The 25,183-nt window shown below is 68.1% G+C and carries 23 protein-coding genes; 17 read left to right on the top strand and 6 right to left on the bottom strand.

Annotation, left to right across the window (positions count from 1 at the left end):
• The first annotated feature begins 72 nt into the window (after positions 1-72).
• From parC to EV666_RS06790, 5 genes are all read left to right on the top strand, one after another.
• On the top strand, positions 73-2,316 hold the full coding sequence (parC, locus tag EV666_RS06810; RefSeq protein ID WP_132005051.1) for a DNA topoisomerase IV subunit A: 2,244 nt from the start codon (positions 73-75) through the stop codon (positions 2,314-2,316).
• A gap of 283 nt (positions 2,317-2,599) precedes the next feature.
• The gene (locus EV666_RS06805; protein ID WP_132005048.1) at positions 2,600-2,950 is read left to right on the top strand and encodes a VOC family protein; all 351 of its coding nucleotides are present in this window, start codon (positions 2,600-2,602) and stop codon (positions 2,948-2,950) included.
• A 311-nt stretch (positions 2,951-3,261) separates the two neighbouring features.
• A complete protein-coding gene (locus tag EV666_RS06800; protein ID WP_132005045.1) occupies positions 3,262-4,110 on the top strand; it encodes an enoyl-CoA hydratase in 849 nt (282 codons plus the stop codon).
• A 2-nt stretch (positions 4,111-4,112) separates the two neighbouring features.
• Positions 4,113-5,261, top strand: coding sequence for an acyl-CoA dehydrogenase family protein (locus tag EV666_RS06795; protein WP_132005042.1), 1,149 nt, complete (start codon positions 4,113-4,115; stop codon positions 5,259-5,261).
• Between the two features lie 64 nt (positions 5,262-5,325).
• Positions 5,326-6,519, top strand: coding sequence for an acyl-CoA dehydrogenase family protein (locus EV666_RS06790; RefSeq protein WP_132005039.1), 1,194 nt, complete (start codon positions 5,326-5,328; stop codon positions 6,517-6,519).
• Between the two features lie 87 nt (positions 6,520-6,606).
• Here the strand turns inward: EV666_RS06790 and EV666_RS18595 are convergent, their stop codons facing one another.
• The 6 genes from EV666_RS18595 to hemB all read right to left on the bottom strand — a co-directional run bounded on the left by EV666_RS18595 (position 6,607) and on the right by hemB (position 11,312).
• Positions 6,607-6,795, bottom strand: coding sequence for a hypothetical protein (locus EV666_RS18595; RefSeq protein WP_245514266.1), 189 nt, complete (start codon positions 6,793-6,795; stop codon positions 6,607-6,609).
• Positions 6,796-6,978: 183 nt separating this feature from the next.
• Positions 6,979-7,998 (bottom strand): acetyltransferase domain-containing protein, encoded by a 1,020-nt coding sequence (locus EV666_RS06780; protein ID WP_132005036.1) that lies wholly within the window; start codon positions 7,996-7,998, stop codon positions 6,979-6,981.
• Positions 7,995-8,741 carry an arginyltransferase gene (locus EV666_RS06775; protein WP_132005033.1) on the bottom strand — a complete coding sequence of 249 codons (747 nt, stop codon included), beginning with the start codon at positions 8,739-8,741 and terminating at the stop codon, positions 7,995-7,997. The genes EV666_RS06780 and EV666_RS06775 overlap by 4 nt, the downstream gene beginning before the upstream one ends.
• Before the next feature lie 277 nt (positions 8,742-9,018).
• Positions 9,019-9,492: an RDD family protein gene (locus EV666_RS06770; protein ID WP_132005030.1), complete on the bottom strand. Its 474-nt coding sequence runs from the start codon at positions 9,490-9,492 to the stop codon at positions 9,019-9,021.
• Positions 9,493-9,675: 183 nt separating this feature from the next.
• Positions 9,676-10,251 (bottom strand): hypothetical protein, encoded by a 576-nt coding sequence (locus EV666_RS06765; protein ID WP_132005027.1) that lies wholly within the window; start codon positions 10,249-10,251, stop codon positions 9,676-9,678.
• Between the two features lie 29 nt (positions 10,252-10,280).
• Positions 10,281-11,312 carry a porphobilinogen synthase gene (gene hemB, locus EV666_RS06760; protein ID WP_132005024.1) on the bottom strand — a complete coding sequence of 344 codons (1,032 nt, stop codon included), beginning with the start codon at positions 11,310-11,312 and terminating at the stop codon, positions 10,281-10,283.
• A 238-nt stretch (positions 11,313-11,550) separates the two neighbouring features.
• Here hemB and EV666_RS06755 point away from each other — a divergent pair, with 238 nt between their 5' ends.
• The 12 genes from EV666_RS06755 to EV666_RS06700 all read left to right on the top strand — a co-directional run bounded on the left by EV666_RS06755 (position 11,551) and on the right by EV666_RS06700 (position 24,989).
• Complete coding sequence (locus tag EV666_RS06755) at positions 11,551-12,609, top strand: enoyl-CoA hydratase/isomerase family protein (protein WP_165909922.1); 1,059 nt, start codon at positions 11,551-11,553, stop codon at positions 12,607-12,609.
• A 241-nt stretch (positions 12,610-12,850) separates the two neighbouring features.
• Positions 12,851-13,306: a DUF6163 family protein gene (locus EV666_RS06750; protein ID WP_132005021.1), complete on the top strand. Its 456-nt coding sequence runs from the start codon at positions 12,851-12,853 to the stop codon at positions 13,304-13,306.
• 4 nt (positions 13,307-13,310) lie between these two features.
• A complete protein-coding gene (arsC, locus tag EV666_RS06745) occupies positions 13,311-13,694 on the top strand; it encodes an arsenate reductase (glutaredoxin) (RefSeq protein WP_132005018.1) in 384 nt (127 codons plus the stop codon).
• 421 nt (positions 13,695-14,115) lie between these two features.
• A complete protein-coding gene (locus EV666_RS06740) occupies positions 14,116-15,393 on the top strand; it encodes a L,D-transpeptidase family protein (RefSeq protein WP_376885375.1) in 1,278 nt (425 codons plus the stop codon).
• Between the two features lie 374 nt (positions 15,394-15,767).
• Positions 15,768-17,063 carry a serine hydroxymethyltransferase gene (glyA, locus tag EV666_RS06735; protein ID WP_132005015.1) on the top strand — a complete coding sequence of 432 codons (1,296 nt, stop codon included), beginning with the start codon at positions 15,768-15,770 and terminating at the stop codon, positions 17,061-17,063.
• Positions 17,064-17,395: 332 nt separating this feature from the next.
• Positions 17,396-17,911: a transcriptional regulator NrdR gene (nrdR, locus tag EV666_RS06730; RefSeq protein WP_132005012.1), complete on the top strand. Its 516-nt coding sequence runs from the start codon at positions 17,396-17,398 to the stop codon at positions 17,909-17,911.
• A gap of 114 nt (positions 17,912-18,025) precedes the next feature.
• A complete protein-coding gene (ribD, locus tag EV666_RS06725) occupies positions 18,026-19,144 on the top strand; it encodes a bifunctional diaminohydroxyphosphoribosylaminopyrimidine deaminase/5-amino-6-(5-phosphoribosylamino)uracil reductase RibD (RefSeq protein ID WP_245514265.1) in 1,119 nt (372 codons plus the stop codon).
• Entirely contained in the window at positions 19,144-19,797 is a 654-nt protein-coding gene (locus EV666_RS06720) for a riboflavin synthase (RefSeq protein WP_132005006.1), read from the top strand. Before ribD ends, EV666_RS06720 begins: the two co-directional genes overlap by 1 nt.
• 101 nt (positions 19,798-19,898) lie before the next feature.
• Positions 19,899-20,387, top strand: coding sequence for a 6,7-dimethyl-8-ribityllumazine synthase (ribH, locus tag EV666_RS06715; RefSeq protein WP_132005003.1), 489 nt, complete (start codon positions 19,899-19,901; stop codon positions 20,385-20,387).
• A gap of 5 nt (positions 20,388-20,392) precedes the next feature.
• A complete protein-coding gene (nusB, locus tag EV666_RS06710; protein ID WP_132005000.1) occupies positions 20,393-20,854 on the top strand; it encodes a transcription antitermination factor NusB in 462 nt (153 codons plus the stop codon).
• Between the two features lie 324 nt (positions 20,855-21,178).
• Entirely contained in the window at positions 21,179-22,177 is a 999-nt protein-coding gene (gene thiL / locus EV666_RS06705; RefSeq protein ID WP_132004997.1) for a thiamine-phosphate kinase, read from the top strand.
• Positions 22,178-22,850: 673 nt separating this feature from the next.
• Complete coding sequence (locus tag EV666_RS06700; RefSeq protein ID WP_132004994.1) at positions 22,851-24,989, top strand: sodium-translocating pyrophosphatase; 2,139 nt, start codon at positions 22,851-22,853, stop codon at positions 24,987-24,989.
• Positions 24,990-25,183: the final 194 nt, after the last annotated feature.

Here is a 25,183-nt window from a genome sequence, read left to right as displayed (position 1 = left end):
TCGCCGCGCTGGTTTCGGTCGCGATGACAGTTCGCCATCGGCGCCGGTCTGCGGCGTGTACCGGGGGAGGCAATGGGCAAAGAGGTCGGGACGCCGCCGGACGACGGCATTGAGAATGTCGAGCTGCGCGAGGCGCTGGAGCAGCGCTATCTCGACTATGCCCTCTCGACCATCATGCATCGCGCCCTGCCGGATGCGCGCGATGGCCTGAAGCCCGTCCACCGCCGCATTCTCTACGGCATGCGCCTGCTGCGGCTTGATCCGGGCTCGCCGTTCAAGAAATCCGCCAAGGTCGTCGGCGACGTGATGGGTTCGTTCCATCCCCACGGCGATCAGGCCATCTATGACGCCATGGTGCGGCTCGCCCAGGATTTCGCCTCGCGTTATCCGCTGGTGGAGGGGCAGGGCAACTTCGGCAATATCGACGGCGACGGCCCGGCCGCCCACCGCTACACCGAAGCGCGCATGACCGACGTGGCCCGGTTGCTGCTTCAGGATATCGACAACGACACCGTTGATTTCCGCCCCAATTATGACGGCTCCACCATGGAGCCGGCGGTGCTGCCGTCGGCTTTCCCCAACCTGCTGGCCAATGGGTCCCAGGGCATCGCCGTCGGCATGGCCACGTCGATCCCGCCGCACAACGTCGCCGAACTGTGCGAGGCGGCGCTCTATCTGATCACCCACCCGGAAGCGACGTCGGAGCAGTTGCTCAACTTCGTCCAGGGGCCGGATTTTCCCACCGGCGGCGTCATCGTCGAGCCGCGCGTCAATATCGTTGACGCCTACCGGAGCGGCCGCGGCGGTTTTCGCGTGCGCGCCCGCTGGGAGAGGGAAGACGCGGGGCGCGGCGGCTGGGTCGCCGTGGTTACGGAAATCCCCTATCTGGTGCCCAAGGCGCGGCTGATCGAGAAGATCGCCGACCTGTTGCAGGACAAGAAGCTGCCGCTGGTCGCCGACGTGCGCGATGAATCGGCCGAGGACGTGCGCGTTGTTTTCGAGCCGCGCTCGCGGACGGTCGATCCGGAACTGATGATGGAATCGCTGTACCGGCTCACCGAGCTGGAGAGCCGGGTTCCGCTCAACCTGAACGTGCTCACCGCCGGGCGCGTGCCGCGCGTGCTGGGCCTCGCCGAGGTGTTGCGCGAGTGGGTGGATCACCGCCGCGACGTGTTGCAGCGCGGCTCGCGCCATCGCCTCGGCGTCATCGGCCGGCGCCTGGAAATCCTTGGCGGCCTGCTGATCGTCTATCTCGATCTCGATGAGGTGATCCGCATCATCCGCGAGGAGGACGAAGCGAAGCCGGCGCTGATGAAGCGCTTTGATCTTACGGAAATCCAGGCCAACGCCATTCTCGACACCCGCCTGCGCGCCCTGCGCAAGCTGGAGGAGATGCAGCTGCGCACCGAGCAGGAGGCGCTGCAGAAAGAAGAGGCCGAACTGAACGCGCTGCTCGGCTCGGAAGCGGCGCAGTGGAAAAAGGTGTCCACGGAAATCCGCGCCCTGCGCAAGCTGTTCGGGCCGGAGACGCCGCTGGGACGCCGCCGCACCACCTTCGCCGACGCGCCAGCCGCCGGGGCCATCGACCTGACCGAGGCCATGGTCGAGCGCGAGCCGGTTACCGTGGTGGTGTCGGCCAAGGGCTGGATCCGCGCCCTCAAGGGCCATGTGGCGGATGTGTCCGGCCTTCAGTTCAAGGGCGACGACAGCCTGGCCCTGTCGTTCCACGCCGAGACCACCTCGCGCATCCTGCTGGCCGACAGCACCGGCCGCGTCTTCACCATCGAGGCCGCGAAGTTGCCGGGCGGGCGGGGCGTTGGCGATCCGCTGCGCATTCTGATCGACATGGACGAGAACGCCAGCATCGTCGCGGCCTGGCCCTGGCGCCAGGGCGAGAAGATGCTGATGATGTCCAGCGAGGGACGCGGCTTCGTCGCCAGCTCCGACGACATGGTCGCCAACACCCGCAAGGGCAAGCAGATCATGGTGATGGACGCGCCGCACAGACTGGCGGTGTGCGCGCCGGTCGCCGGCGATCATCTCGCCATCATCGGCCAGAACCGCAAGCTGCTGGTGTTCCCGCTGATTCAGGCGCCGGAGATGACGCGCGGCAAGGGCGTGCGCCTGCAAAAATATCGCGACGGCGGCGCCTCGGACGCCAAGACCTTCAACCTCGTCGAAGGCCTGACCTGGAAGGACACCTCCGGCCGCACCTGGACCGTGAACGAAAACGACCTGCGCGACTGGGTCGGCAACCGCGCCGAAGCCGGCCGGCTGCCGCCCAAGGGTTTCCCGCGCAACAACCGGTTCGGTTAAGCCGCGCGGCCCCGCGTTGGTGGGGTCTGGGCGGGCGGGCCCCTGTTCCGCCCGCCCGCCATAGGTCAGTCTGTTCAGGCCTGCCAAAGGATGCCCCCAGAGGATGCCCCCAGAGGACGCCCCCAAGGAATGCCTTCATGGGATGCCCAGGGGGCGGCGAAACCCTGGCGGCTTTGCCCGCCTGACCTGACGGAGCGCGTTGAAAGGACACGCGGCGGCGGTCCCGCTGTTGGCGGCCGCCCCGGCCGCGCCCGGACCATGCCTGATGGCGGGAGGCAGGACGATGACAGTCAGGCGGATCGTGGCGAACATTGCCGCCGGCGACATCAGTCGCGCCCGGGCGTTTTACGGCGATGTGCTCGATCTTGACGTGGTGATGGACCACGGCTGGATTGTCACCTTCGCCGGCGGGGCGGCGGCGCCGGCCCAGGTCAGCATCGCCAGGGCGGGAGGAAGCGGCCAGCCGGTTCCGGACCTTTCCATTGAGGTTGACAATCTGGACGAGGTGATCGGCCGGCTCGCCCGCGCCGGTTTTCCGTTGGTCTATGGTCCGGCTGTCGAGCCATGGGGTGTGCGCCGCCTGTTCGTCCGCGATCCATTCGGCCGGCTGGTCAATATTCTGACCCATATCTGAGCGGCCGACCCGCGACCGGCGCGTCCGGCGTGAACGCGCCGCCGCCAGGCGTCTCCTCTCCCACATCTGATTGAGGCTCAACGCGGCGGCCGGCGCCGTGGGCTCTGGACGCGCTTTCAATCCTGAACTAGCGTTTGATTGATGATGGGGGCGGCTGCCTCCGTGTTTCAGGCGCGCCGTCGGATGGAACGCCGGAAAGGGCGCGGAGCGTGGGTGGCGCTGCTGCCGTTTCGCCGGGCGAGGCCCTCAAGGGGCGACGTTATAAGGGCAACGCTCCGCAGCTGTCGGGCAGGCGCCCGGGGGAGGAAACAATGGCGGAATATGAGACCGTGCTGGTCGAACGGCCGGCGGAGGGCGTGGCCCGTATCGTGATGAACCGGCCTGGCGCCCGTAACGCCCAGAACCTTCAGATGACTTACGATCTCAACGCCGCCTTCGACGCGGCCGCCGCCGACGACGCGGTGAAGGTCATCATCCTGGCGGGCGCAGATCCGCATTTTTCCGCCGGTCATGACCTGCGCGCCGGCGCGAAGAACGAGGCCGGGGTTGATTTCCCGCCGGTGTTCAACTGGGGCGGTTTCGCCGAGCCTGGCGTGCACGGTCGTTATGCCCGCGAGCAGGAAATCTACCTGCAGATGACCCGCCGCTGGCGCAACATTTCCAAGCCGACCATCGCCGAGGTCCAGGGCCGCTGCATCGCCGGCGGGCTGATGCTGGCCTGGGCCTGCGACCTGATCGTCGCCAGCGAGGACGCGTCGTTCTGCGACCCGGTGGTGACCATGGGCGTTTGCGGCCATGAGTGGTTCGTCCACCCGTGGGAGCTGGGCGCCCGCAAGGCCAAGGAATTCCTGTTCACGTCGGATGCGTGGACCGCCCAGGAAGGCTACCGGCTCGGCATGGTCAACCACGTCGCGCCGCGCGAGGCCCTGCGCGAGGTCACCACGCAACTGGCGCAGCGCATCGCCGCAAAGCCGGCTTTCGCCCTGAAGCTGGCCAAGGAGGCGGTCAACGGCTCGCTCGACATCATGGGCCAGCAGGCGGCGATCGACAAAGCCTATGCCCTGCACCAGCTCTGCCACGCCCACAATTTCCAGCAGTTTGGTTCAATCGTAGACCCATCCGGCGTGCATGGATCGGTCAAGGGAAAGGCGTCAGTCTGACCATGGATCTCACCCCCACCGAAGAGCAGCGCCTGCTGCGTGAGAGCGCCGGGCGTTTTGTCCGCGCCCAGTATAACGCCGACGCCCGCCGCAAACGCGCCGAGGCCGGCGAGGGCTTTTCCGCCGGCGCCTGGCGCGAGTTCGCCGACCTGGGCTGGCTCGCCCTGCCATTGCCGGAGGCGCATGGCGGCCTGGGCGGCGGCGCCGTTGAAGTCGGCATGCTGATGGAAGCCTTTGGCGAGGGGCTGGTTGATTCGCCTTACGTCTCCACGGTGATCCTCGGCGCTGGCGCGATCGCGGCGGCTGGCTCGCCGGCCCAGCAGGCCGATCTGCTGCCGAAAATTGCGGAAGGCGCGCTGCGCGTCGCCTTCGCGCACAGCGAGCGCCAGGCTCGCTACAATCTGGCCGACGTGGCGACCCATGCGGTGAAGGACGCGGACGGCTGGGTGCTCGACGGCGCCAAGACCGCCGTGCTCGACGCCGACGAGGCGGACCTGCTCATCGTTTCCGCCCGCATCCATGGCAACCGCGCCGATGCGAAGGGCATTGGCCTGTTCATTGTCCCGCGCGATGCGGAGGGGGTGACCCTGACGACGGACCTGCGCCTTGGCGGCGGCAAGGTCTCGCAGGTGCGGCTCGCGGGCGTGCGCCTGGGCGCCGGCGCGCTGCTCGGCGGCCTTGAAGACGCGCTGCCGGTGATCGAGGCGGTGAGCGACCACGCGACCGCGGCCCTGTGCGCCGAGGCGGTCGGCATGATGCAGACGCTGGTGGAGACCACCGCCGCCTACATCAAGACGCGCGAGCAGTTCGGCAAGCCGCTGTCGGTCAATCAGGCGTTGCGCCATCGCATGGCCGACATGGCCGTGGCGGTGGAGGAGGCGCGCTCGCTGGCCCTGCGCGCGGCGCTGTTCGCCGACGCGGAGCCCGCCGCCCGCGCCCGCGCCGTGTCCGGCGCCAAGGCGAAGATCGGCCGTGGCGCGCGCTTCGTCGCCGAGCAGGCGGTGCAGTTGCATGGCGGCATGGGCGTGACCGAGGAGCTGGAGATCGGCGCTTTCCTGAAGCGCGTGGTGTTCTTCGACGCCATGTTCGGCGGCGTCGATCATCATCTGAAGCGCCATGCGGCCCTCAGCGCCGCCGGACGCGCCGCCTGAAATGTTTTCGCGCTGCGCCATTCCCGCTGTCCGGGTGCGGCGAGGCGACAGGAGTTGAACTCCCATGAATTTTTCGTTCTCCGATGAGGAAAAGGCCTTCCGTGAGGAAGTCCGCGAATTCCTCGCTTCCGTCCTGACGCCCGACATGAAGCGCGCCCAGGGGATGACGCCGTCCGTGTTCTCCGACAAGGAGATTTCCGATCCGTGGCACCGCGCTTTGGCGTCGAAGGGCTGGGCCGCGCCCGGCTGGCCGCCGGAGGCTGGCGGCCCGACCTGGACGCCGGCGCAGCGCTGGATTTTCGCCACCGAGTGCGCGAAGGCCGGCGCGCCCAGCGTGTCGCCCATGGGCGTCGCCATGGTCGGCCCGGTCATCATCAGGTTCGGCACGCCGGAGCAGAAGGCGAAGTACCTGCCGCGCATCCTCAATGGCGAGGACTACTGGTGTCAGGGCTATTCCGAGCCAGGCTCCGGCTCCGATCTGGCCTCGCTGAAGACCCGCGCCGTGCGCGATGGCGATCACTATGTCATCAACGGCACCAAGATCTGGACCACCCACGCCCACCACGCCAACATGATGTTCGCGCTGGTGCGCACCGACGACACCGGCCGCAAGCAGGAAGGCATCAGCTTCATCCTGATCGACATGACCTCGCCCGGCATCACCATCCGGCCGATCCTGACCATCGGCGGCGACCACGAGGTCAACCAGGTTTTCTTCGACGACGTGCGCGTGCCGGTGGAGAACCGCATCGGCGAGGAGGGGCTGGGCTGGACCTACGGCAAGTATCTGCTGGAGTTCGAGCGCGGCGGCGGCATCGCGGCGGCCCGTCTGCGGCGCGGCCTGCAGCACGTGATTGAGCTGGCCAACGGCGAGGCCCCCGGCCAGCCGATCGATGATCCGGCGCTGGCGATGAAGATTTCGGAGATCGAGATCGACATCGACGCGCTGGAGCTGACCGAGCTGCGCATCATGTCGGCGCTCCAGACCGGCCAGAACCCCGGCGCCGTCTCATCGCTGCTGAAATTGCGCAACAGCGAGATCAAGCAGGCCGTCACGCGCCTGGCCGTCGATGTTCTGGGCTATGACGCGCTGGTCTGGGAGCCGACCCGGCCGCTGTATGGCCTGAACCGGGCGACGCTGCCGGAGATCGAACTGCCGGTGGTGCCGGAGTATCTCAACAGCCGCGCCTTCACCATCTTCGGCGGCTCGTCCGAAGTGCAGCGCGATATCATCGCCAAGCTGATGGTGGGTCTGTAAGCGGCGCCTCGCCGTCCGACCGCGCATGGCGAAAATGGCCGGGCTTGCCCGGCCATTTTCATGCCGGGGAGCGCACGCGCGCCTGGGTTACGGCCAGTCGACCAGATAGATGCCCCGCGCCGCCAGCACGGCGCCGCGCCAGGCAAGCGGGCGGATGTCGCCCAGTTCCCAGGCGAGCCAGCCCTCCTCATAAGTGCTGGCGCAGGCGGCGGCCATGTCGGCGCGGGTGAACGGCCGGATGGCGGCCACCCGCACGATCGCCACGGCTCCGCCCATCCGGGTCTTCATCGCCAGCCTGGCGCAGAAAGCGGTGGTTTTCGACGATCAGCAAATCCTCAGCCGGGGTCAGGGGCGGGGCCCAGCGCCGGACTTCCAGGGTTTTCACGCCAGCAGCGATCTAGCTTCCACCGGGGGCAACCACCGACAGGGCCTTGATCTGGCGGCCTTTGAGGCCGGCGATCACTGCGGCCTTGCCGCTTCGCTGCACTGGTCGATGGTCTGGCCCAGCCGCGCCCGGCCGGCCGGGGTGATGTCGCCGGAGACAACTGGCGCTGACAGTCCGTCCTGGCGCAGGCTGCCGACGAGGCAATCGCAATACTTCTGGCAGAAGGCTTCGGAACCGGCGTTGGCGGCGCAGGCGAAGTGGCAGGTGCGCGCCACCCGCATGTCCAGCGCCGCCTGGGACGGGCCGGCGAGCCAGGCGATGGCGCCGAACAGACCCATCAGCACGATCTGGTGCGTCAGATAGATGATCAGGCTGTGCCGGCCGGCGAAGGTCAGCGCCTTGCCGATGCGGCCGGCGTCGCGCCAGCGACCAGCCGCCGTGGCCGGAAACCAGCCGAGGCAGGCCCGCGCCGCCGCCACGCCAAGCAGCACCGCGCCGAACCAGGGGAAGATGGGAACCCAGTCAGCCGTGCTGGGAACGACGTCAGCCAGCCCGGTGACGATCAGCGGGCCGTGGCTGAATAGCGGCGAGGTCCAGAAGAACGGCAGGGCGATGACGCCGGCCCCGACGAGCGCCGTCAGCGGCCATGGCGCGCGCAGGAATGGCAACGCCAGAATGCTGGCGGCGGCGATGCAGTGCAGGATGCCGAAGAAAATGAACTGGTGCGGATTGGTGAGCCAGGTGGATGCGGTCACCGCGACCGCGCCGGCGACCACCATGGCCAGCCGCTTGCCCCAGGCCATCCAGTTGATTCCGTTCCAGGTGGCCAGCACCAGGCTGACGCCGACCAGGAACAGGAAGCTGCTGGCGATGCCGTGGGCGAAATTGCGCCAGAACGGCGAATTCACCGCGTCGATGGGCGCCAGGTTGAAGAAGGTTATGTCCCAGGCGCTATGGTAAATCACCATGGCCGCCAGGGCGACGCCGCGCGCCGCGTCGATGACCGGCAGGCGGGCCGGGCGTTTCAGCGTGGGGGATGCGGTGGGCGCGGCAAGGGCTGCGCTGGCGAGACGGCTTGCGCTGTCCAGGGTCATTCGTGGCGTCTCCAGCCCGCGCCGGTCAGGCGTTCCTGCGGCGTGAAACGCGCCTTGTAGGCCATTTTGCGTGAACCTTCGACCCAGAAGCCCAGATAGACGTAGGGCAGGCCCATCTCGCGGGCCCGGCGGATATGGTCGAGAATCATGAAGGCGCCAAGGCTGCGGCGCTCCTCCGTCGGATCGTAGAAGGAATAGACCATCGACAGCCCGTCGCCGAGCACGTCCGTCAGCGCGGCGGCGATCAGCGGTCCCTGGCCGCGTCCATTGATGGCCGTGTCGGGGCCGCGCCGGCGCCAGGTGAGCAGCCGGGTGTCCACATGGCTGTCCTCGACCATGGTGACGTAGTCCTGCACGCTCATGTCGGCCATGCCGCCATCGTGGTGGCGGGCTGTCAGGTAATCGCGAAACAGGCCGTATTGCTCCGCCGTGGCCGCTGGCGCGCCCATGGCGCCGATGAGATCGGCGTTGGCGCGCAGCACCCGGCGAAAGCTCTTGCCGGGAACGAAGTCGCCTGCCACCACCCGCACCGAGACGCAGGCGGCGCAGTCCTCGCAGGCCGGCCGGTAAGCGATGGTCTGCGAGCGGCGAAAGCCGTTCTGGCTCAGCAGGTCGTTCAGCTCTGCGGCGCGCCGGCCCACCAGGTGGGTGAATACCTTCCGCTCCTGTCGCCCCGGCAGATAGGGGCAGGTCGCCGGTCCGGTGAGATAGAACTGGGGCGTCTCGCGCGGATGGGTGGTCACGCTGCTGGTCCCCCCGTTGCTGGGCGCGGCGAAACATCGCCAGCGGCCTCAGGGTACCATCGCCGGCCTGTTCCGGGAATGGGCCTTGCGGGGCGCGACCTTCCGGGTTGGGCCCCCAAAGTGATGGTCCGGGACGATCGTCCACGACGATGGTCAAGGGCAGGGGCGGGCCCTGTCGGCAGCCAATGAAAGAAAGGGAGCGTCGCGGACGCCCCCCATTATCCAACGCCGTGGCTGGCGTGGCCCTGAACGACCCCCTGGCCCGGCCGCGCCAGGTTCAGTCGTTCCAGACCACCACCAGGCCGGCGAGATAGTCGTGCCCCATCCGGCCCCGGTCATCGATGACGCCGATCACCACATCCGCGAGCCAGAGCAGGCCGGTGCTGGCGGCGAGATAGAAGAACAGCGCGTGCGCCCCGGCGGTGATGGCGTCAACGCGGCCGCCGTCCGCCCGCATCACCCGCATGCCGAGCATGCGCATGCCGATGGTGGATTGCCTGGAGCCGCCCACCGTCACCATGCTGTAAATGATGCCGGACGCCGGAACGACCAGGGCGAACAGGAACCAGCCGAGGCCGAAGGTCAAAAAGCCCAAGACGCCGACGATGATCGCCAGCATGACCGTCCACAGGGCGATGATCACCAGGTCGATCAGCCAGGCGAACAGCCGCGACGTGAGCACGCCGCTGGTGCGCCATTCACGTCCGCCGCCGTTATCCTGACGGCCTGTCGTCAAATCCGTGTTCGCCATGCTGTCCCGCTATTCCGCCATGGGTCTGGCGCGCCCGTGCGGACGCGCTTCTGCATTATATATGCGCGCTTGCGGGGCGTTTTTAAGTAGCGATCTGGAACGCGAAACGGAAACGGCCCAATCCTCCGCGCCGCTGGCGCGGGAAATTGGGCCTCACGGGCTGGCGGCTTATTGGCCGGGCGCCTACTGGCCGGGCGCCTGCTGGCGCGGCGCGACGGCCTGCGCGGCCGCCGGGTCCGGCGGCGGGCCGTCGCTGGCTTCGAGATAGAAGCGGCGCAGAAAATAGAAATTGGCCTCCGCCAGCGGTCCGCGCTCGGTGGCCACGCCGGTAAGCCGCACCTGGGCGCCGTCCTTGTTCGCGGCGTAGCGGCATGACACCTCCCGGCTGCGCAGGCGGCCGTCCGGGGTCTGCGCCGTGTAGGCGATGCGCACGCTGGAGCGTGAAGCGCCGGGCCGGGGCTCCGCCAGCGAGAAAACCGCGTCGGCGGGGTTCAGCGCCGGGATCACCGTGCGGCAGAGGCGGGCGGCGCGGTCGTTCACGGCCGGCTGCAATCCCCACCAGGCGCCGACGCCGGCAAGGCCGAGACAGACGCCAACGCCGATGGCTGAAAACCCCTCGGCCCGCGACAGGCCGCGTCTCCCCGCGCGCGCCCCCGCCGCCGTGGCCACCACGTCAGACGCGGGACGCGCCGGCTGCTCCCGGCGATCGCCGGGAGCGCCGTCCATCTTTCCGTTCGCGTTGGGGGCGGGGCCGTTCATGGCGGCGTTTCCTTTTCCCCAAAGGCGCCTCAGGCGATGCCGCGCAGCTTGCGGGCCGCGCGCGGCGCGAAATAGGTCAACACACCGTCGGCGCCCGCCCGCTTGAACGCCAGCAGGCTTTCCATCATCGCCTTGTCGCCGTCGAGCCAGCCGTTACGCGCCGCGCCCTCGATCATGGCGTACTCGCCCGACACCTGGTAGGCGAAGGTTGGCATGCCGAATTCCTTCTTCACCCGGTGCAGCACGTCCAGATAGGGCATGCCCGGCTTGACCATGATCATGTCGGCGCCTTCCTCGACGTCAAGCGCCACTTCCCGCAGCGCTTCGTCGCCGTTGGCCGGGTCCATCTGGTAGGTGCGCTTGTCGCCGACCAGCAGGGCGCCGGAGCCGACCGCGTCGCGGAACGGGCCGTAGAACGCCGAGGCGTATTTGGCGGCGTAGGACATGATCTGCACGTCCTGGAAGCCGGCTGCGTCGAGGCCGTCGCGGATGGCGCCGACGCGGCCGTCCATCATGTCGGAGGGGGCGATGACGTCGGCGCCGGCTTCAGCCTGGATCACCGACTGGCGCACCAGCCGCGCCACCGTCTCGTCGTTGAGAATCCGGCCATCGGCGATCACGCCGTCATGGCCATGGCTGGTGTAGGGGTCCAGCGCCGCGTCGATGATGACGCCGACCTCCGGAACTTCCTTCTTGATGGCCCGCGCCGCCTGGCACACCAGATTGTCCGGGTTCAGCGCCTCGCTGCCCTCGGCGTCCTTCAGCGCGTTGTCGGTGTAGGGGAACAGGGCGATGGCCGGAATGCCAAGCTCCGCCGCCTCGACGGCCGAGCGCACGATCTGGTCCACCGACTGGCGATCGACCCCTGGCATCGAGGCGACCGGCGTGCGCAGATTGTCGCCGGCTGCAACGAACATCGGCCAGATCAGATCGTTGGTGGTCAGCACGTTTTCGCGCACCAGCCGGCGGGCCCATTCCGCTTTGCGGTTGCGGCGCAGCCTGTGGACGAGGCAAAGATCGACGTTGTCTGCGATTTCCGGTCCCGGTCTGCTGTTCGACATGGCTGGCTTTCCGCTCGCTCTGGTTGCTGGCCCGGCCGTGGCGGCGATTTTGCGCCCGGCGTCCGCCCCTTTCGCCTTCTACAGGACATCAGGGCTGGGGCAAAATGCGTAAGGGTCGCATCGCGCCGGCGCCACGCCGTGGCGCCGCGTCCCCGCCTGGCGCGGCGCGCGGCGATTGACGCGGCGGCGGTCAGTGACCAAAGTCCGCGCCGGAAAATGCTTCAGAAGGATATGGGTCGTGCAGGACGTTCAGGAAAGCGAAATCATTTGCGAACGCCAGGGATCGGCGGGCGTCGTCATTCTGAACCGCCCGAAGGCCCTGAATGCGCTGACCCTGACCATGGTGCGCGGTCTGCGCGCGGCCCTCGACGCCTGGGAGCATGACCCGGCCGTCACCCGCGTCATCGTCACCGGCGCGGGCGATCGCGCCTTCTGCGCCGGCGGCGACATTCGCTCGCTGTATGAGCAGGGCAAGGGCGGCCGCCTGGAGGATGCGCTGACGTTCTGGCGTGAGGAGTATCAGCTCAACGTCCGCATCAAGGAATATACAAAGCCGTATGTCGCCCTGGTCGAGGGCATCGTCATGGGCGGCGGCGTGGGCGTCTCGCTCCATGGCAGCCACATGGTGGCCTTTGACAAATTCACCTTCGCCATGCCGGAGGTCGGCATCGGCTTCTTCCCGGATGTCGGCGCCACCTATGCGCTGCCGCGCCTGCCGGGCGAACTTGGCGCGTTTGTCGCCGTCACCGGCGACCGCATCAACCAGGGCGAAGCCCATGCCCTGGGGCTGGCGACCCACGCGGCCCCGTCGTCGGCGTTCAGCGCCATCCGCGACCGCCTGATCGCCGGCGAGCCGGTGGACGCCGTGCTTGCGCCGTACGCCGCGAAGCCGGCGACCTCGCTGCTGCTTTCCAGCCAGGCGATGATCGACGAAGCGTTCAGCGCCCCGGATGTCGCCGGCATTCTCGCCCGCCTCGACGCCGCCGCCGCCGGCGGTTCGGAGCTGGCCGGCAAGACCGCCGCCACGATGCGCACAAAATCTCCCACCAGCATGGCCCTGTCGCTGGAGCAGATGCGGCGCGGTCGCGGCGTCGATTTCCGTGAGGCCATGCGGATCGAATATCGCATCGTGTCGCGCATCGCCCTGGGGCATGATTTCTACGAGGGCGTGCGCGCCGTGATCGTCGACAAGGACCAGAGCCCGAAATGGAAGCCGGCCGCGCTGGCTGACGTATCGGCGGCCGATATCGACGCTTATTTCGCGCCTCTCGGCCCTGCGGAACTGACCTTCGACTGAGGCGGACGCGCGCCTGGGGCGGACAGGGTGGCTCCCTGGGGAGACGGTCTTCGTTTTCCCCGGGAAATGATATTGGTTCAATGGCTTGGGGGGCGATCCGGAATCAGTTTCACCGGTTTTGCCCCATGGACGTTCATCCCGGCAGGTCTTCGTTCCGGGGTCGAAAAGCATGACGAACCAGGCGGATAGGGCGGCGTGCTGAATCAGGTCGTCAGCAACCCGCCGGATGGAAGGAATGCCCGTGGCGGCGCAAGGCGAAGAAACCCGGACGGAAGGCGGACGCGCCGGCGGCGTGCTTGAGGCCCTGCGCGCTTCGCCGTTGCCGCGCGTGCGCTGGGGGCTGATCCTCGTCTGGTTCCTGCGCCTGATGGCGGTGTTGTGGATGATGATGGGCCTGCTGGCCTGGGCCGACATTCTTGGCCTGACGCCGTCGCCCGTTCCGTTCGAGGATCGTGGCCTCGGCGCCCAGGCGGTGGTGGTGTATTTCGCGGTGTTCAATCTGGTTGCCGCCGTCGGGCTGTGGCTCACCAGCACCTGGGGCGGCATCATGTGGCTGCTGGCGCTGATGAGCCACATGATCATGGCGATCTTCCTGCCGCAGGTGGTGGCGAGCGGCGTGTTCACGGTCGCCATGTTCGGCGTGCTGGCCGTGCTCTACCTGGTGATCTCGTGGCTGGCCGCCCACGATCAGGAGTGACGACATGAGCGCAAACACGGCTGGAGACGTCACCATCTGGCACAATCCGGCGTGCTCCACCTCGCGCCAGGCGCTCGAACTGATCCGCGCCGCCGGCGTCGAGCCCCACGTCGTGCTGTATCTGAAGGACCCGCCGGACCGCGCCGCGCTGGCGCGGCTGGCGACGCGTGTGGAGGGCGGGGCAGGGGCGCTGCTCCGGCGCAAGGGCGATCGCTGGAAGGAACTGGCGCCCGTGCTCGGCCTTGACCGGCCGGACGTGACCGACGCCGCCATTCTCGACGCCATCGCCGCCCATCCCGAATTGCTCAACCGGCCGGTTGTCGCCGGGCCGGGCGGCGCCGCGGCCTGCCGCCCGCCCGAGCGGGCGCTGGATCTCCTGTCCCGCTGACAATCGCTCCCGCCGGCAAGGGCCGGGTCCAGAAGCCGGGTCCAAAAGCTGTGGCATGGACGCGACAGCGCCGGACATGTGGCGAGCGCTGGCAATCGCCGCGCCGGCGTGTTTGCGGCGCGTGCTCAGGTAATACATGAATCTTATCAATGTGATGATGGCGTTCCGGCGCTCCGCGTTCACGGGAGCCCGCGCCGGGCGCGCGTTTTCGGCTGGCCTGGCGCCACAAAAACGCCCCGCTGATCATGGTTTGGTAAGACCATGGGTTTACGAGGGTAATCCATGCGCTTGGCGCCGGCCGGGACGCCTCCCTCAGGGGCGCTTCAGGGGCTGTCGTCCGCTTTCGCTTGAACATGCTCTGGCGCGGGCGGGCCTGCGCGGCTCCAATCTGCACGGCTTCAGGACGATGAATTCCAGGACAATGAACGAGAAGACCTTTTCGATGAAGCGCCGCGCCTTCCTGTTTGGCGCCGCCTCGGCTGCGACTGGCCTCGCCATTGGGCCCGCATTCGCCCAGAAATTCGCCTTCGATGACCAGAGCGAATGGACGCAGAGCTACGACTCCGGCACCAACAGCCGTCTCGCCCGCTCGTCCACGCCGTTGCTATCCCAGGAAACCGTGGCGGCGACCGAGCAGGCCATCGCCAGCCTGCGCGACGCGGTGGCCCGTGGCGGCTGGGGCACGGTTCAGGCCGGCCAGCGGCTCCGGCTTGGCTCGAAGGGCCCGGCCGTCGTTGCGCTGCGCCAGCGTCTCGCCGCCTCCGGCGACCTGCAGGCGTCGGGCGGCGCCCAGGACGTTTACGACAGCTATGTTGAAGCGGGCGTGAAGCGCTTCCAGCAACGCCACGGGCTCAACGCCACCGGCACGCTGAACAACCAGACCATCGCGGCGATGAACGTGCCCGCCGCGACGCGCCTGCGCCAGATGGAAACGAACCTGGTCCGCCTGCGTTCGCTCTCCGGCAACCCCGGCCGCCGCTATGCGGTGGTCAACATTCCGGCGGCGCTGGTGGAAACCGTCGCCGACAACCATGTGGTCAGCCGGCACGCCGCCGGCGTCGGCAAGATCGACCGCCAGTCGCCGATCATGAACGCGAAGGTCACCCAGGTGAACTTCAACCCGTTCTGGACCGTGCCGGCCTCGATCATCCGCAAGGACCTCATCCCCAAGATGCGGAAGGATCCGAACTATCTGACGGACCAGAAAATCCGCATCTACTCCAACGGCGTCGAGATTCCGCCCTCGCAGGTGAACTGGAACTCCACCGAAGCCACGCGCTACATGTTCCGCCAGGACCCCGGCGCTGACATCAACTCCATGGGCTTCGTGCGCATCAATATCCCCAATCCACACGGGGTTTACATGCACGACACCCCGGCGCGCGGCGTGTTCGGCGACGATTTCCGCTTTGTCTCCTCGGGCTGCGTGCGCCTGCAGAACGTCCGCGACTACGTCGCTTTCCTGTTGCAGGAAACGCCCGGCTGGAACCCCCAGACGATCCAGGCCGCGATTGATTCGGGCGAGCGCATCGACGCCACCCTGTCGACGCCGCTGCCGATCTACTGGACCTACATCACCTCCTGGGCGACGCCCGAGGGCGTGGCCCAGTTCCGCGACGACATTTACAACCGCGATGGCCTTGGCCCGGCCGCGGCGATGGCCGCCGCCGCCGCGGAAGAGACCGGGCCGGCGCACTGAAGCGCCGGGCGGGGCGCCTGCGCCGCTTCGTGATAATGTGACAATGATTGCGACGGCCCGGGTTTTCCCGGGCCGTCTGTATTTTACGGCCCTGGCCGCGACGTTTCAGCGGTTGGCGGGGGGCGGACGTCGTGATAAGAGCGCGACGTCGGCCAAAATGAAGCAGGTTCAGGGCGCGCGGCGCAGGACGCGGGCCCTGGGCGTATTGGCGGACGGCGCTTCCCACGCGCCCTCACGGGCGCGCCGGCAGAACGCCAGAAATGCCTGTGACGGTATGGCGGCGGCCTTCACTGGCGCGCCGCGCGATTTTTCTGGAGCCGGTTTGGCGTGGGCGCGCCGTTGCGCCGCATGCGCCGGCGTATGGCGAGGCGCTCATGAGCGAGACCAGTCCGCACCTGTCCAACAGCTTCTTTGGGGCCACGCTGGCTGAAAGCGATCCCGAAATCGCCCGCGCGGTCGATCTGGAGCTGGGTCGCCAGCGCGATGAGATCGAGCTGATCGCGTCCGAGAATATCGTGTCGCGCGCTGTTCTTGAGGCGCAGGGCTCCGTCCTCACCAACAAATACGCCGAAGGTTATCCGGGGCGCCGTTATTACGGCGGCTGCCAGTTCGTCGACATCGCCGAGGACCTCGCCATTGACCGGGCGAAGAAGCTGTTCAACTGCGGCTTCGCCAACGTCCAGGCCAACTCCGGCTCCCAGGCCAACCAGGCGGTGTTCCTGGCGCTGCTGCAGCCGGGCGACGCCTTCATGGGCCTCGATCTCGCCGCCGGCGGTCACCTGACCCACGGCGCGCCGCCCAACATGTCCGGCAAGTGGTTCCGCCCGGTGCACTACACGGTGCGCAAGGATGACCACCGCGTCGACATGGACGAGGTGGCCCGCATCGCCCACGCCGAGAAGCCGAAGCTGATCATCGCCGGCGGCTCCGCCTACGCCCGTCACTGGGATTTCGCCCGCTTCCGTGAAATCGCCGACGAGGTTGGCGCTTACTTCATGGTCGACATGGCCCATTTCGCCGGCCTCGTCGCCGGCGGCGCCCATCCCTCGCCATTCCCGCACGCCCATGTGGTCACCACCACCACCCACAAGACCCTGCGCGGCCCGCGCGGCGGCATGATCCTGTCGGACGACGCGGAAATCGCGAAGAAGATCAATTCCGCCATCTTCCCGGGTCTTCAGGGCGGCCCGCTGATGCACGTCATCGCCGGCAAGGCCGTGGCCTTCGGCGAGGCGCTGCGCCCGGAGTTCCGCGTCTATGCGAAGGCGGTGGTGGACAACGCCCAGGCCCTGGCCGCGGCCATCCGCGCTGGCGGACTGGATCTCGTTTCCGGCGGCACCGACAACCATCTGATGCTGGTGGACCTGCGTCCCAAGGGCCTCAACGGCAAGGCCGCCGAGGCGGCGCTGGGCCGCGCCCACATCACCTGCAACAAAAACGGCATCCCCTTCGATCCTGAAAAGCCGATGGTGACGTCGGGCATCCGCCTCGGCTCGCCGGCCGGCACCTCGCGCGGCTTTGGCGTCGCCGAGTTCACCCGTATCGGCGAACTGATCGTCAAGGTGCTGGACGGTCTGGCGAAAAACGGCGAAGCGGGCAACGCCGCCGTCGAGGCCGAGGTCGCCGCCGAGGTGAAGCAGCTGACTGCCCGCTTCCCGATCTACGCCTGAGGCTTTTCCTTCCCGTAAAGCGCGCGGGGAGGGCCGGTGAAGGTTTGCAACGCCGTCGCCAGCGCGACGGCGTTGTCGTGTGTGGGCGCGGCCAGCTTGCGGCTCGCGGCGTTGACCTGCTGCCTGGAAAGCGCCGCCTGCGGGAGAGCGGTCGATCTGATCCCCGGGAGCTCCGGCGGGCGCCATGGACCGGAATCTTGCCCTTGCCAGCGGTTGTCCGCCGGGATTACAGGCTTGGGAAAGGTCCCGGGCCGTCCCGACGCAAAAGCGACATCAGTTTTTGCGGCAATGGCCCCGCCAGTTTGATGTGACCAGTTCCGGGAGGACCGCGCATGCGCTGCCCGTATTGCGACAGTCTCGACACCCAGGTGAAGGATTCGCGTCCCACCGACGATTCGGCCGCCATCCGCCGCCGGCGCGTCTGCCCGGATTGCGGCGGGCGGTTCACGACGTTCGAGCGCGTGCAGTTGCGCGAGCTGGTGCTGGTCAAGCGCTCCGGCAAGCGCGCGCCGTTTGATCGCGACAAGCTGCAACGCTCCGTGCAGGTGGCCCTGCGCAAGCGGCCGGTGGAGCCGGACCAGGTGGAGCGGCTGATCAACGGCATCGTGCGTCAGCTTGAAAGCATGGGCGAAACGGAAATTCCCAGCGAAACCGTTGGCGAACTGGTGATGGCCGGCCTCAAGGGGCTCGACAGCGTCGCCTATGTGCGCTTCGCCTCGGTTTATCGCAATTTTCGCGAGGCGCGGGAGTTTGGCGAACTGATTGGCGAACTGGAGCAGCAGGGCGAAGCCGGGACAGGCGCGGTGGTGCGCAAGCTGCGCGCCCGCGCCGACGGGGCTGACGAATGAGGCGAATGACGCGCGTGAACGGCTTGGTTTCGCGCCGGCCCCCACGCCGCGTTCGCGGGTAAAAACAGGCCGGCCATGGACGCGGACCAGGCCACGACGGGGAGGGGGCAGGGAATGCAGGACAGCCTGGCGCTGGACGGGCGCTTCATGCGCGATGCGCTGGCCATGGGCCGGCGCAATCTTGGTCTGGCCTGGCCGAATCCGGCGGTCGGCGCCGTGCTGGTCGATCCGCGCAATCATGTGATTCTTGGCCGCGGCGCCACCCAGCCCGGCGGGCGCCCCCACGCCGAGGTGGTCGCTCTGGGGCGCGCGGGCGACGCGGCGCGCGGCGCCACCCTCTACGTCACCCTGGAGCCCTGTTCGCACGTGGGCCGCACCGGCCCCTGCGCCGACGCCATCATCGCCGCTGGCGTCGCCCGCGTCGTGTCCGCCATCGAGGACCCCAATCCGCTGGTCGCCGGGCTTGGTCATGGCCGTCTGCGCGAGGCCGGCGTCGAGGTGCTGATCGGCGTTGGCGCGGAACAGGCGCGCCGCGATCACATCGGCCATTTCACCAGGGTGCGTGAAGGTCGCCCGGCGGTGCTGCTGAAGCTGGCGCAAACCCGTGATGGCGTCGCCGGCCGCCGCCATGGCCCGCGCCTGATGATCACCGGCCAGGAAACCCGCGCCCGCGTGCACCTGATGCGCGCCCGCGCCGATGTCATCCTGGCCGGCGTCAACACCATTCTCGCCGACGACCCGGACCTCACCGTGCGCCTGCCAGGTATGGAGGCGATGTCGCCGGTGCGGGTTGTGCTGGACAGCATGTTGCGCACGCCGCCCGCCGCCCGCATTGTCCAGGACGCCGGCCGCGTCCCCACCTGGATCATTACCGCCGAACATGCGCCGGTCGCGCCGGAGATTGCCCTGGCCCGCGCTGGCGTGGAGGTGATGCGCGTCGGCGCCGACGCCGGGGGCCGGCCCGATCTGGCCCTGGCGCTGCAACTGCTCGGGACCCGGGGCGTGACCCGGGTGTTCTGCGAGGGCGGCCCGGCCCTTGCCGGGGCCCTTGCCGCCGCCCGCCTGGTGGAGGAGGTTGCGCTGTTCACCGGTCCATCGGATTACGATGGACCGCCGGATCAGGGCGTGGCGGCTGTCGGTCCGCAGTTGCGGACGGCTCTCGACGCCATGGGCCTGGTCGAAACAGAAACCGTCGGCGACGACGCATTGCAGATATTTGAAAGGGTCAGCTGATGTTCACCGGCATCATCACCGACGTGGGCGAGATTCTCTCCGTCGGGGATCACCAGGGATCGCTGCGCCGCCTGCGCATCGCCTCGCACTATGATCCGGCCGGCATCGAGATTGGCGCCTCCATCGCCTGCGGCGGCCCATGCCTGACGGTTGTCGCCGTTGGCCCCCATGTCTGGGCGGACGGCGCCGCCGGCGCATGGTTCGACGTGGACATCGCGGCGGAAACCCTCGCCCGCACCAATGCGGGCGGCTGGGGCGTTGGCGGCCGGCTCAACCTGGAGCGGGCGCTGAAAATCGGCGACGAACTGGGCGGGCACATCGTCACAGGCCACGTGGACGGCATGGCGCAACTGCTGGCGCGCGAGGTGGTCACCGACGCCGACGCCACATGGGGCGAAACTTCCCGCTTCACCCTGCGCGCCCCGAAGCACACGGCCCGCTACATCGCCGAGAAGGGCTCGATCTGCATCGATGGAACCTCGCTCACCGTCAACACGGTGGAGGACGACGTGTTTTCCGTGCTGCTGATCCCGCACACCCTTCAGGTGACGACCTGGGGGCTGCGCCAGCCTGGCGACAGCATCAATCTGGAAGTCGACATGATGGCCCGTTACGCCGCCCGCCTTGCGGAGGCGCAGGCGAAGGGGTACTGACGCCTCCCACAGTCATTTACGACCAACGAATATGTTTGCGCCGGACCGGCTGATCCGTTTTGCGACAGCCGGGCTCCATCGCCACCTGAAAGGCCAACTCCATGGTAGCGCCGCGCCGCTCCGCCGCCTCAAAGACGCCGCTTGCCGGCGCACGCGTTCTGATCGTCGAGGCGCGCTACTACGAAGACCTGGCCGACGAGTTGCTCGCCGGCGCCGTGGCGGCGGTTGAAGCGGCGGGGGCGACGGCCGAGGTGGTGACCGTGCCTGGCGCGCTGGAAATTCCCGCGACCATCGCCATCCTGCTCGACGCCGGCGCGGCGACCGGCCGCCCATGGGACGCCGCCGTGGCGCTGGGCTGCGTCATCCGCGGTGAAACCGGTCACTATGACATCGTCGCCGGGGAAAGCTCCCGGGCGTTGATGGATCTTGCCGTGCAGCGGCGCCTGCCGCTCGGCAATGGCATTCTCACGGTCGAGAACGACGAACAGGCCTGGGCCCGCGCCCGGGTCAGCGACATGAACAAGGGAGGCGGGGCCGCCGAGGCGGCCCTCGCCGTGCTGCGCGTCAAACGCGCCGGACAGGCGGGCTGATTCCGATGGCCAGGGGTGAAATGCGCAGCGCCGCGCGTCTTGCGGCGGTTCAGGCTCTCTACGAGATGGACGTCTCCGGCAAGGGCGTGCTCGACGCCATCGCCGAATTCGAGTCCCACTGGATGGGGCGCGAGATCGAAGGCATGCAGTTCAAGCCGGCCGAGGCGGCGTTCTTTCGCGACATCGTCGCCGGCGTCGTCCGCGACCAGGCGCGCATCGACCGCAACGTCGACGGCGCCTTGGCCGACAAATGGCCGCTGCGCCGCATCGAGCCGGTGCTGCGCGCCATCCTGCGCGCCGGCGCCTACGAACTGTTCAACCGCCGCGACGTGCCGGCCAAAGCGACCATCTCCGAATACGTCGACGTGGCCCGCGCTTTCTATGAGCAGGACGAGCCTGGCATGGTCAACGGCGTGCTCGACGCCATCGCCCGCAAGAACCGCGCCGACGAACTGACCAGCCGCTGATCCCGGAAGCCCCTGGCGCCGCCAGGGCCGCATGGTCTGACGCGTATAGCGCTGGCGGGGCGCCGCCCTGTCTCGGGAAGCGCGCCGGACCGGCCGCCGGGGCGGGGGCGGGAGACGGGCAGGTACTGTCTGGCGCCCAGGGCGTCGCATGGCCGCCCTGGCCTTGCGGGGAGGGCGCATTGTCCCCAAACTCATACCTTGGGCGGTTTGGCGTCGGAAAACGCCGCGCTCTCGCGCCTTCCGCCCGGGATTGTCCGGCCGGGCCGTGTCCGGCGTCAGGAGCATCCACCGGTACGGAGCGCGACGCGCGTTGAGGGGAACGTCATGGCCGCCATGTCCGAAGACGATCTGATCGCCAGCTTTTTCGCGCCGCTGGCGGGGGAGGGCGGCCTGGGCCTCGCAGACGACGTCGCCCGCCTGGCGCTCTCCGAGAACCACGAACTGATTGTCACCACCGATGGCGTCGTCGCCGGCGTGCATTTTTTCGCCGACGATCCGCCGGCAAGCATCGCCCGCAAGGCGCTGCGGGTGAACCTGTCTGACCTCGCCGCCAAGGGCGCGCGGCCGCTTGGCTTTCTGCTGACCCTCGCCCTGCCGGAAACCTGGACCCGCGACTGGCTGGCGGCCTTCGCGGCTGCTTTGGGTGAGGACGCCCGGGCCTATCATTGCCCGCTGCTCGGCGGCGACACCGTGCGCACGCCCGGGCCGCTCACCATCGCCATCACAGCTCTGGGCGAGACGCCGCGTGGAACCATGACCGCCCGCACCACGGCCCGGGTTGGCGATGTCGTCGCCGTCACCGGCTCGGTCGGCGACGGCGCCCTGGGGCTCGCCGTGCGTCACGCCCGCCACGAGGCCGCGCCTCCTGCCTGGATCGCCGCCATCGGCGAGGAGAAGGCCGGGGCGCTGCTGCAACGCTATCTGGAGCCGCTGCCGCGCGCCTGCATGGCCGAAGCGGTGCGCGGCTGGGCCAGCTGCGCCATGGACGTCTCTGACGGCCTGGTCGGCGATCTGCGCAAGCTGACGGCGGCTTCCGGCGTTTCCGCCAGCGTCGATCTGGACCTGGCCCCGTTGTCGGCCGCTGCTGCGGCGGCGCTCGCCGCCGACGAAAGCCTCGCCCGGCAGATTTTCGCTGGCGGCGACGATTACGAGATCCTGCTGACGGTGGCGCCCGAGCATTACGACGCCCTTGCGGCGGCGGCGCGCGCGGCTGGATGCGGCCTGACCCCGATCGGTGAGATCACGCCGGTCAGCGAGCCCTTCCGCGTCATGTGGCGCGGCACCCCCGCCGCGTTCGGCAAGGGATCATTCTCCCACTTCTAGCGCGCTTTCCGATCGGCAGGATCGGCTGATCGATCAGAATTCGCCGGCAATAGAGACAGCTGGAGCGGTTTCCAATCCAGCTCGACCGGATGCCGCGCAGCGGGGTGGCGGCCCGGCGCGCGTAACATCGCCTGATGGAGCAAAGCCACCGGGCGGGGGCAACCTGACTGATCGGCGCTCCCGCAACCGCGACTCAGGGCCGTCGGGCCTGAAATATGGGCCAGATGACGAAGCTGTGACGCGCCATTTCCCGGGATGGTAAATATCCTGGTCAGGCGGCTGCGCGCCTAACCTCATGAAAAACGAAAACTTTCCCGCCCGCAGGCAGCCGGCTTGGCAAGATCGCAGCAAATGTCGTGAATTCGCCGCCTCTGCCCATGCTTCTTTCAAAAAGTCAGGGCCATTGACCTGGTTATGGCGGCGTATTTTTCGGCGATCTCCGCGATCGCTCTGTAATATATGAATAATTTCCGTTTTGAAGCCCAGGAGCCCGGGCGCGCCGCCCGATCATCCGCCCGGGTCGGCCGGGCGCGGCGTTTGCCCATGCCCTGGAAAAAAGCAATCATGTCATGCCACTGCCAGAATGTGGCAAAACAGGGCGTGGCCGACTGTCGCATGTGAAAGGCGCGTGTGACCCTTGGCCGCCGACAAGAACGTCAGGGAAGAAATACACATGGCTGCATTGCTGATTATTCTTCTTCTTGGGGCGCTATCTGTAGTTTATGGCGCTGTCACCATCCGGTCTGTCATGGCGGCTGATGCGGGGAACGCCCGCATGCAGGAGATCGCAGGGGCGATCAGGGAAGGGGCGCAGGCCTACCTGCGCCGCCAGTACATGACGATCGGCATCGTCGGCATTGTGTTGTTCCTGCTGCTGTGGTGGCTGCTGGGACTGCCTGTGGCCATCGGTTTCGCCATAGGGGCCATTCTTTCCGGCGCCGCTGGCTTCATCGGCATGAATGTCTCGGTTCGCGCCAACGTGCGCACCGCCCAGGCGGCGTCGCAATCGCTGGCGGCCGGGCTCGACATCGCCTTCAAGTCCGGCGCGGTCACCGGCATGCTGGTGGCGGGCCTCGCCCTGCTCGGCGTTGCTGGCTACTACACGGTGCTGACGGGCCCCATGGGCGTTTCGCCGGGAAGCCGGGTCATCGTTGACGCGCTGGTCGCCCTGGGCTTCGGCGCTTCACTGATTTCCATCTTCGCCCGGCTGGGCGGCGGCATCTTCACCAAGGGGGCCGACGTGGGCGGCGACCTTGTCGGCAAGGTGGAGGCCGGCATTCCGGAAGATGATCCGCGCAACCCCGCCACCATCGCCGACAATGTGGGCGACAACGTCGGCGACTGCGCCGGCATGGCCGCCGACCTTTTCGAAACCTATGCGGTGACGGTGGTGGCCACCATGGTGCTGGCGGCGATCTTCTTCGCCGGCACGCCCGTGCTCGCCTCCATGATGCTGTATCCGCTGGCCATCTGCGCCGCCTGCATCGTCACCTCGATCGTCGGCTCGTATTTCGTCAAGCTCGGCGCCAACCAGTCGATCATGGGCGCGCTCTACAAGGGGCTGGTCGCCACCTCGCTGCTGTCGGTGATCGGCCTGGCGCTCGCCACCCATCTGCTGGTCGGTTGGGGCGACATTGCTGGCGCTGGCGGCCTGGTGCTGAATGGCGGCAAGCTGTTCATCTGTGGCCTGGTTGGTCTGGCTGTCACCGGCCTGATCGTCTGGATCACCGAGTTCTACACCGGCGTCGGCTTCCGGCCGGTGCGCTCCATCGCCCAGGCGTCGGTCACCGGCCACGGCACCAACGTCATCCAGGGCCTGGCTGTCTCGCTGGAGGCGACGGCGCTGCCGACCATCGTCATCGTCGCCGGCATCATCGTCACCTTCAAGCTGGCTGGCCTGTTCGGCATCGCCATCGCCGTCACCACCATGCTCGGCGTCGCCGGCATGATCGTGGCGCTCGACGCCTTTGGCCCGGTCACCGACAATGCGGGCGGCATCGCCGAAATGTCGGGCCTGCCGGCGGATGTGCGCCGCTCCACCGACGCGCTGGACGCGGTGGGCAACACCACCAAGGCGGTGACCAAGGGCTACGCCATCGGCTCGGCCGGTCTTGGCGCCCTGGTGCTGTTCGCCGCCTATAATGAGGATCTGAAGTTCTTCACGGCCAACGCCGACCGGTTCCCTTACTTCAGGGGCGTGAGCGTCGACTTCTCGCTGGCCAATCCTTACGTGGTCGTCGGCCTGCTGCTGGGCGGCCTGATCCCGTTCCTGTTCGGCGGCATCGCCATGACGGCGGTGGGTCGCGCCGCCGGCTCGGTGGTGGAGGAAGTGCGCCGCCAGTTCCGGGAGAAGCCCGGCATCATGGAAGGGCGCGACCGGCCGGACTATGCCCGCGCCGTCGACATGCTGACCAAGGCGGCGATCCGCGAGATGATCGTGCCGTCGCTGCTGCCGGTGCTGGCGCCGATCGTGCTGTATTTCGTCATCAACGCCGCCGCCGGGCGCAGCCAGGCCTTCGCGGCCGTGGGCGCCATGCTGCTTGGCGTCATCGTCACCGGCCTGTTCGTCGCCATTTCCATGACGTCTGGCGGCGGCGCCTGGGACAACGCCAAGAAGTCGTTCGAGGATGGCTTCACCGATGAGAGCGGCGTGACCCACCACAAGGGGTCGGAAGCGCACAAGGCCTCCGTGACGGGCGACACCGTCGGCGATCCTTACAAGGATACGGCGGGTCCCGCCGTCAATCCGGCCATCAAGATCACCAACATTGTCGCGCTGCTGCTGCTGGCGGTGCTGTCGCACATGGCCTGACGTCGACGCGCGATGGGTCACGCCCATCGCGCGTTGATCAGGTCCGGGGAGCGCCTGGCGTCCGGGCCGCCGGCGTTTCGCCAGAAAGGCTCGCCCGCCCCGGCCTGTCAGGAGCCAGGTCGGGAGAGTGGACGGATCGGTGGTCAGGCGACGAGCTGGATCGTTGGCGTCACAAAAAACGAAAAGCCCGCGGC

This window comes from Camelimonas lactis (assembly GCF_004342915.1).
In the GTDB taxonomy this organism is placed as follows: domain Bacteria; phylum Pseudomonadota; class Alphaproteobacteria; order Rhizobiales; family Beijerinckiaceae; genus Camelimonas; species Camelimonas lactis.
Note: the sequence above shows the minus strand (reverse complement) of the source record. Positions and strands in the feature narration are given on the sequence as shown.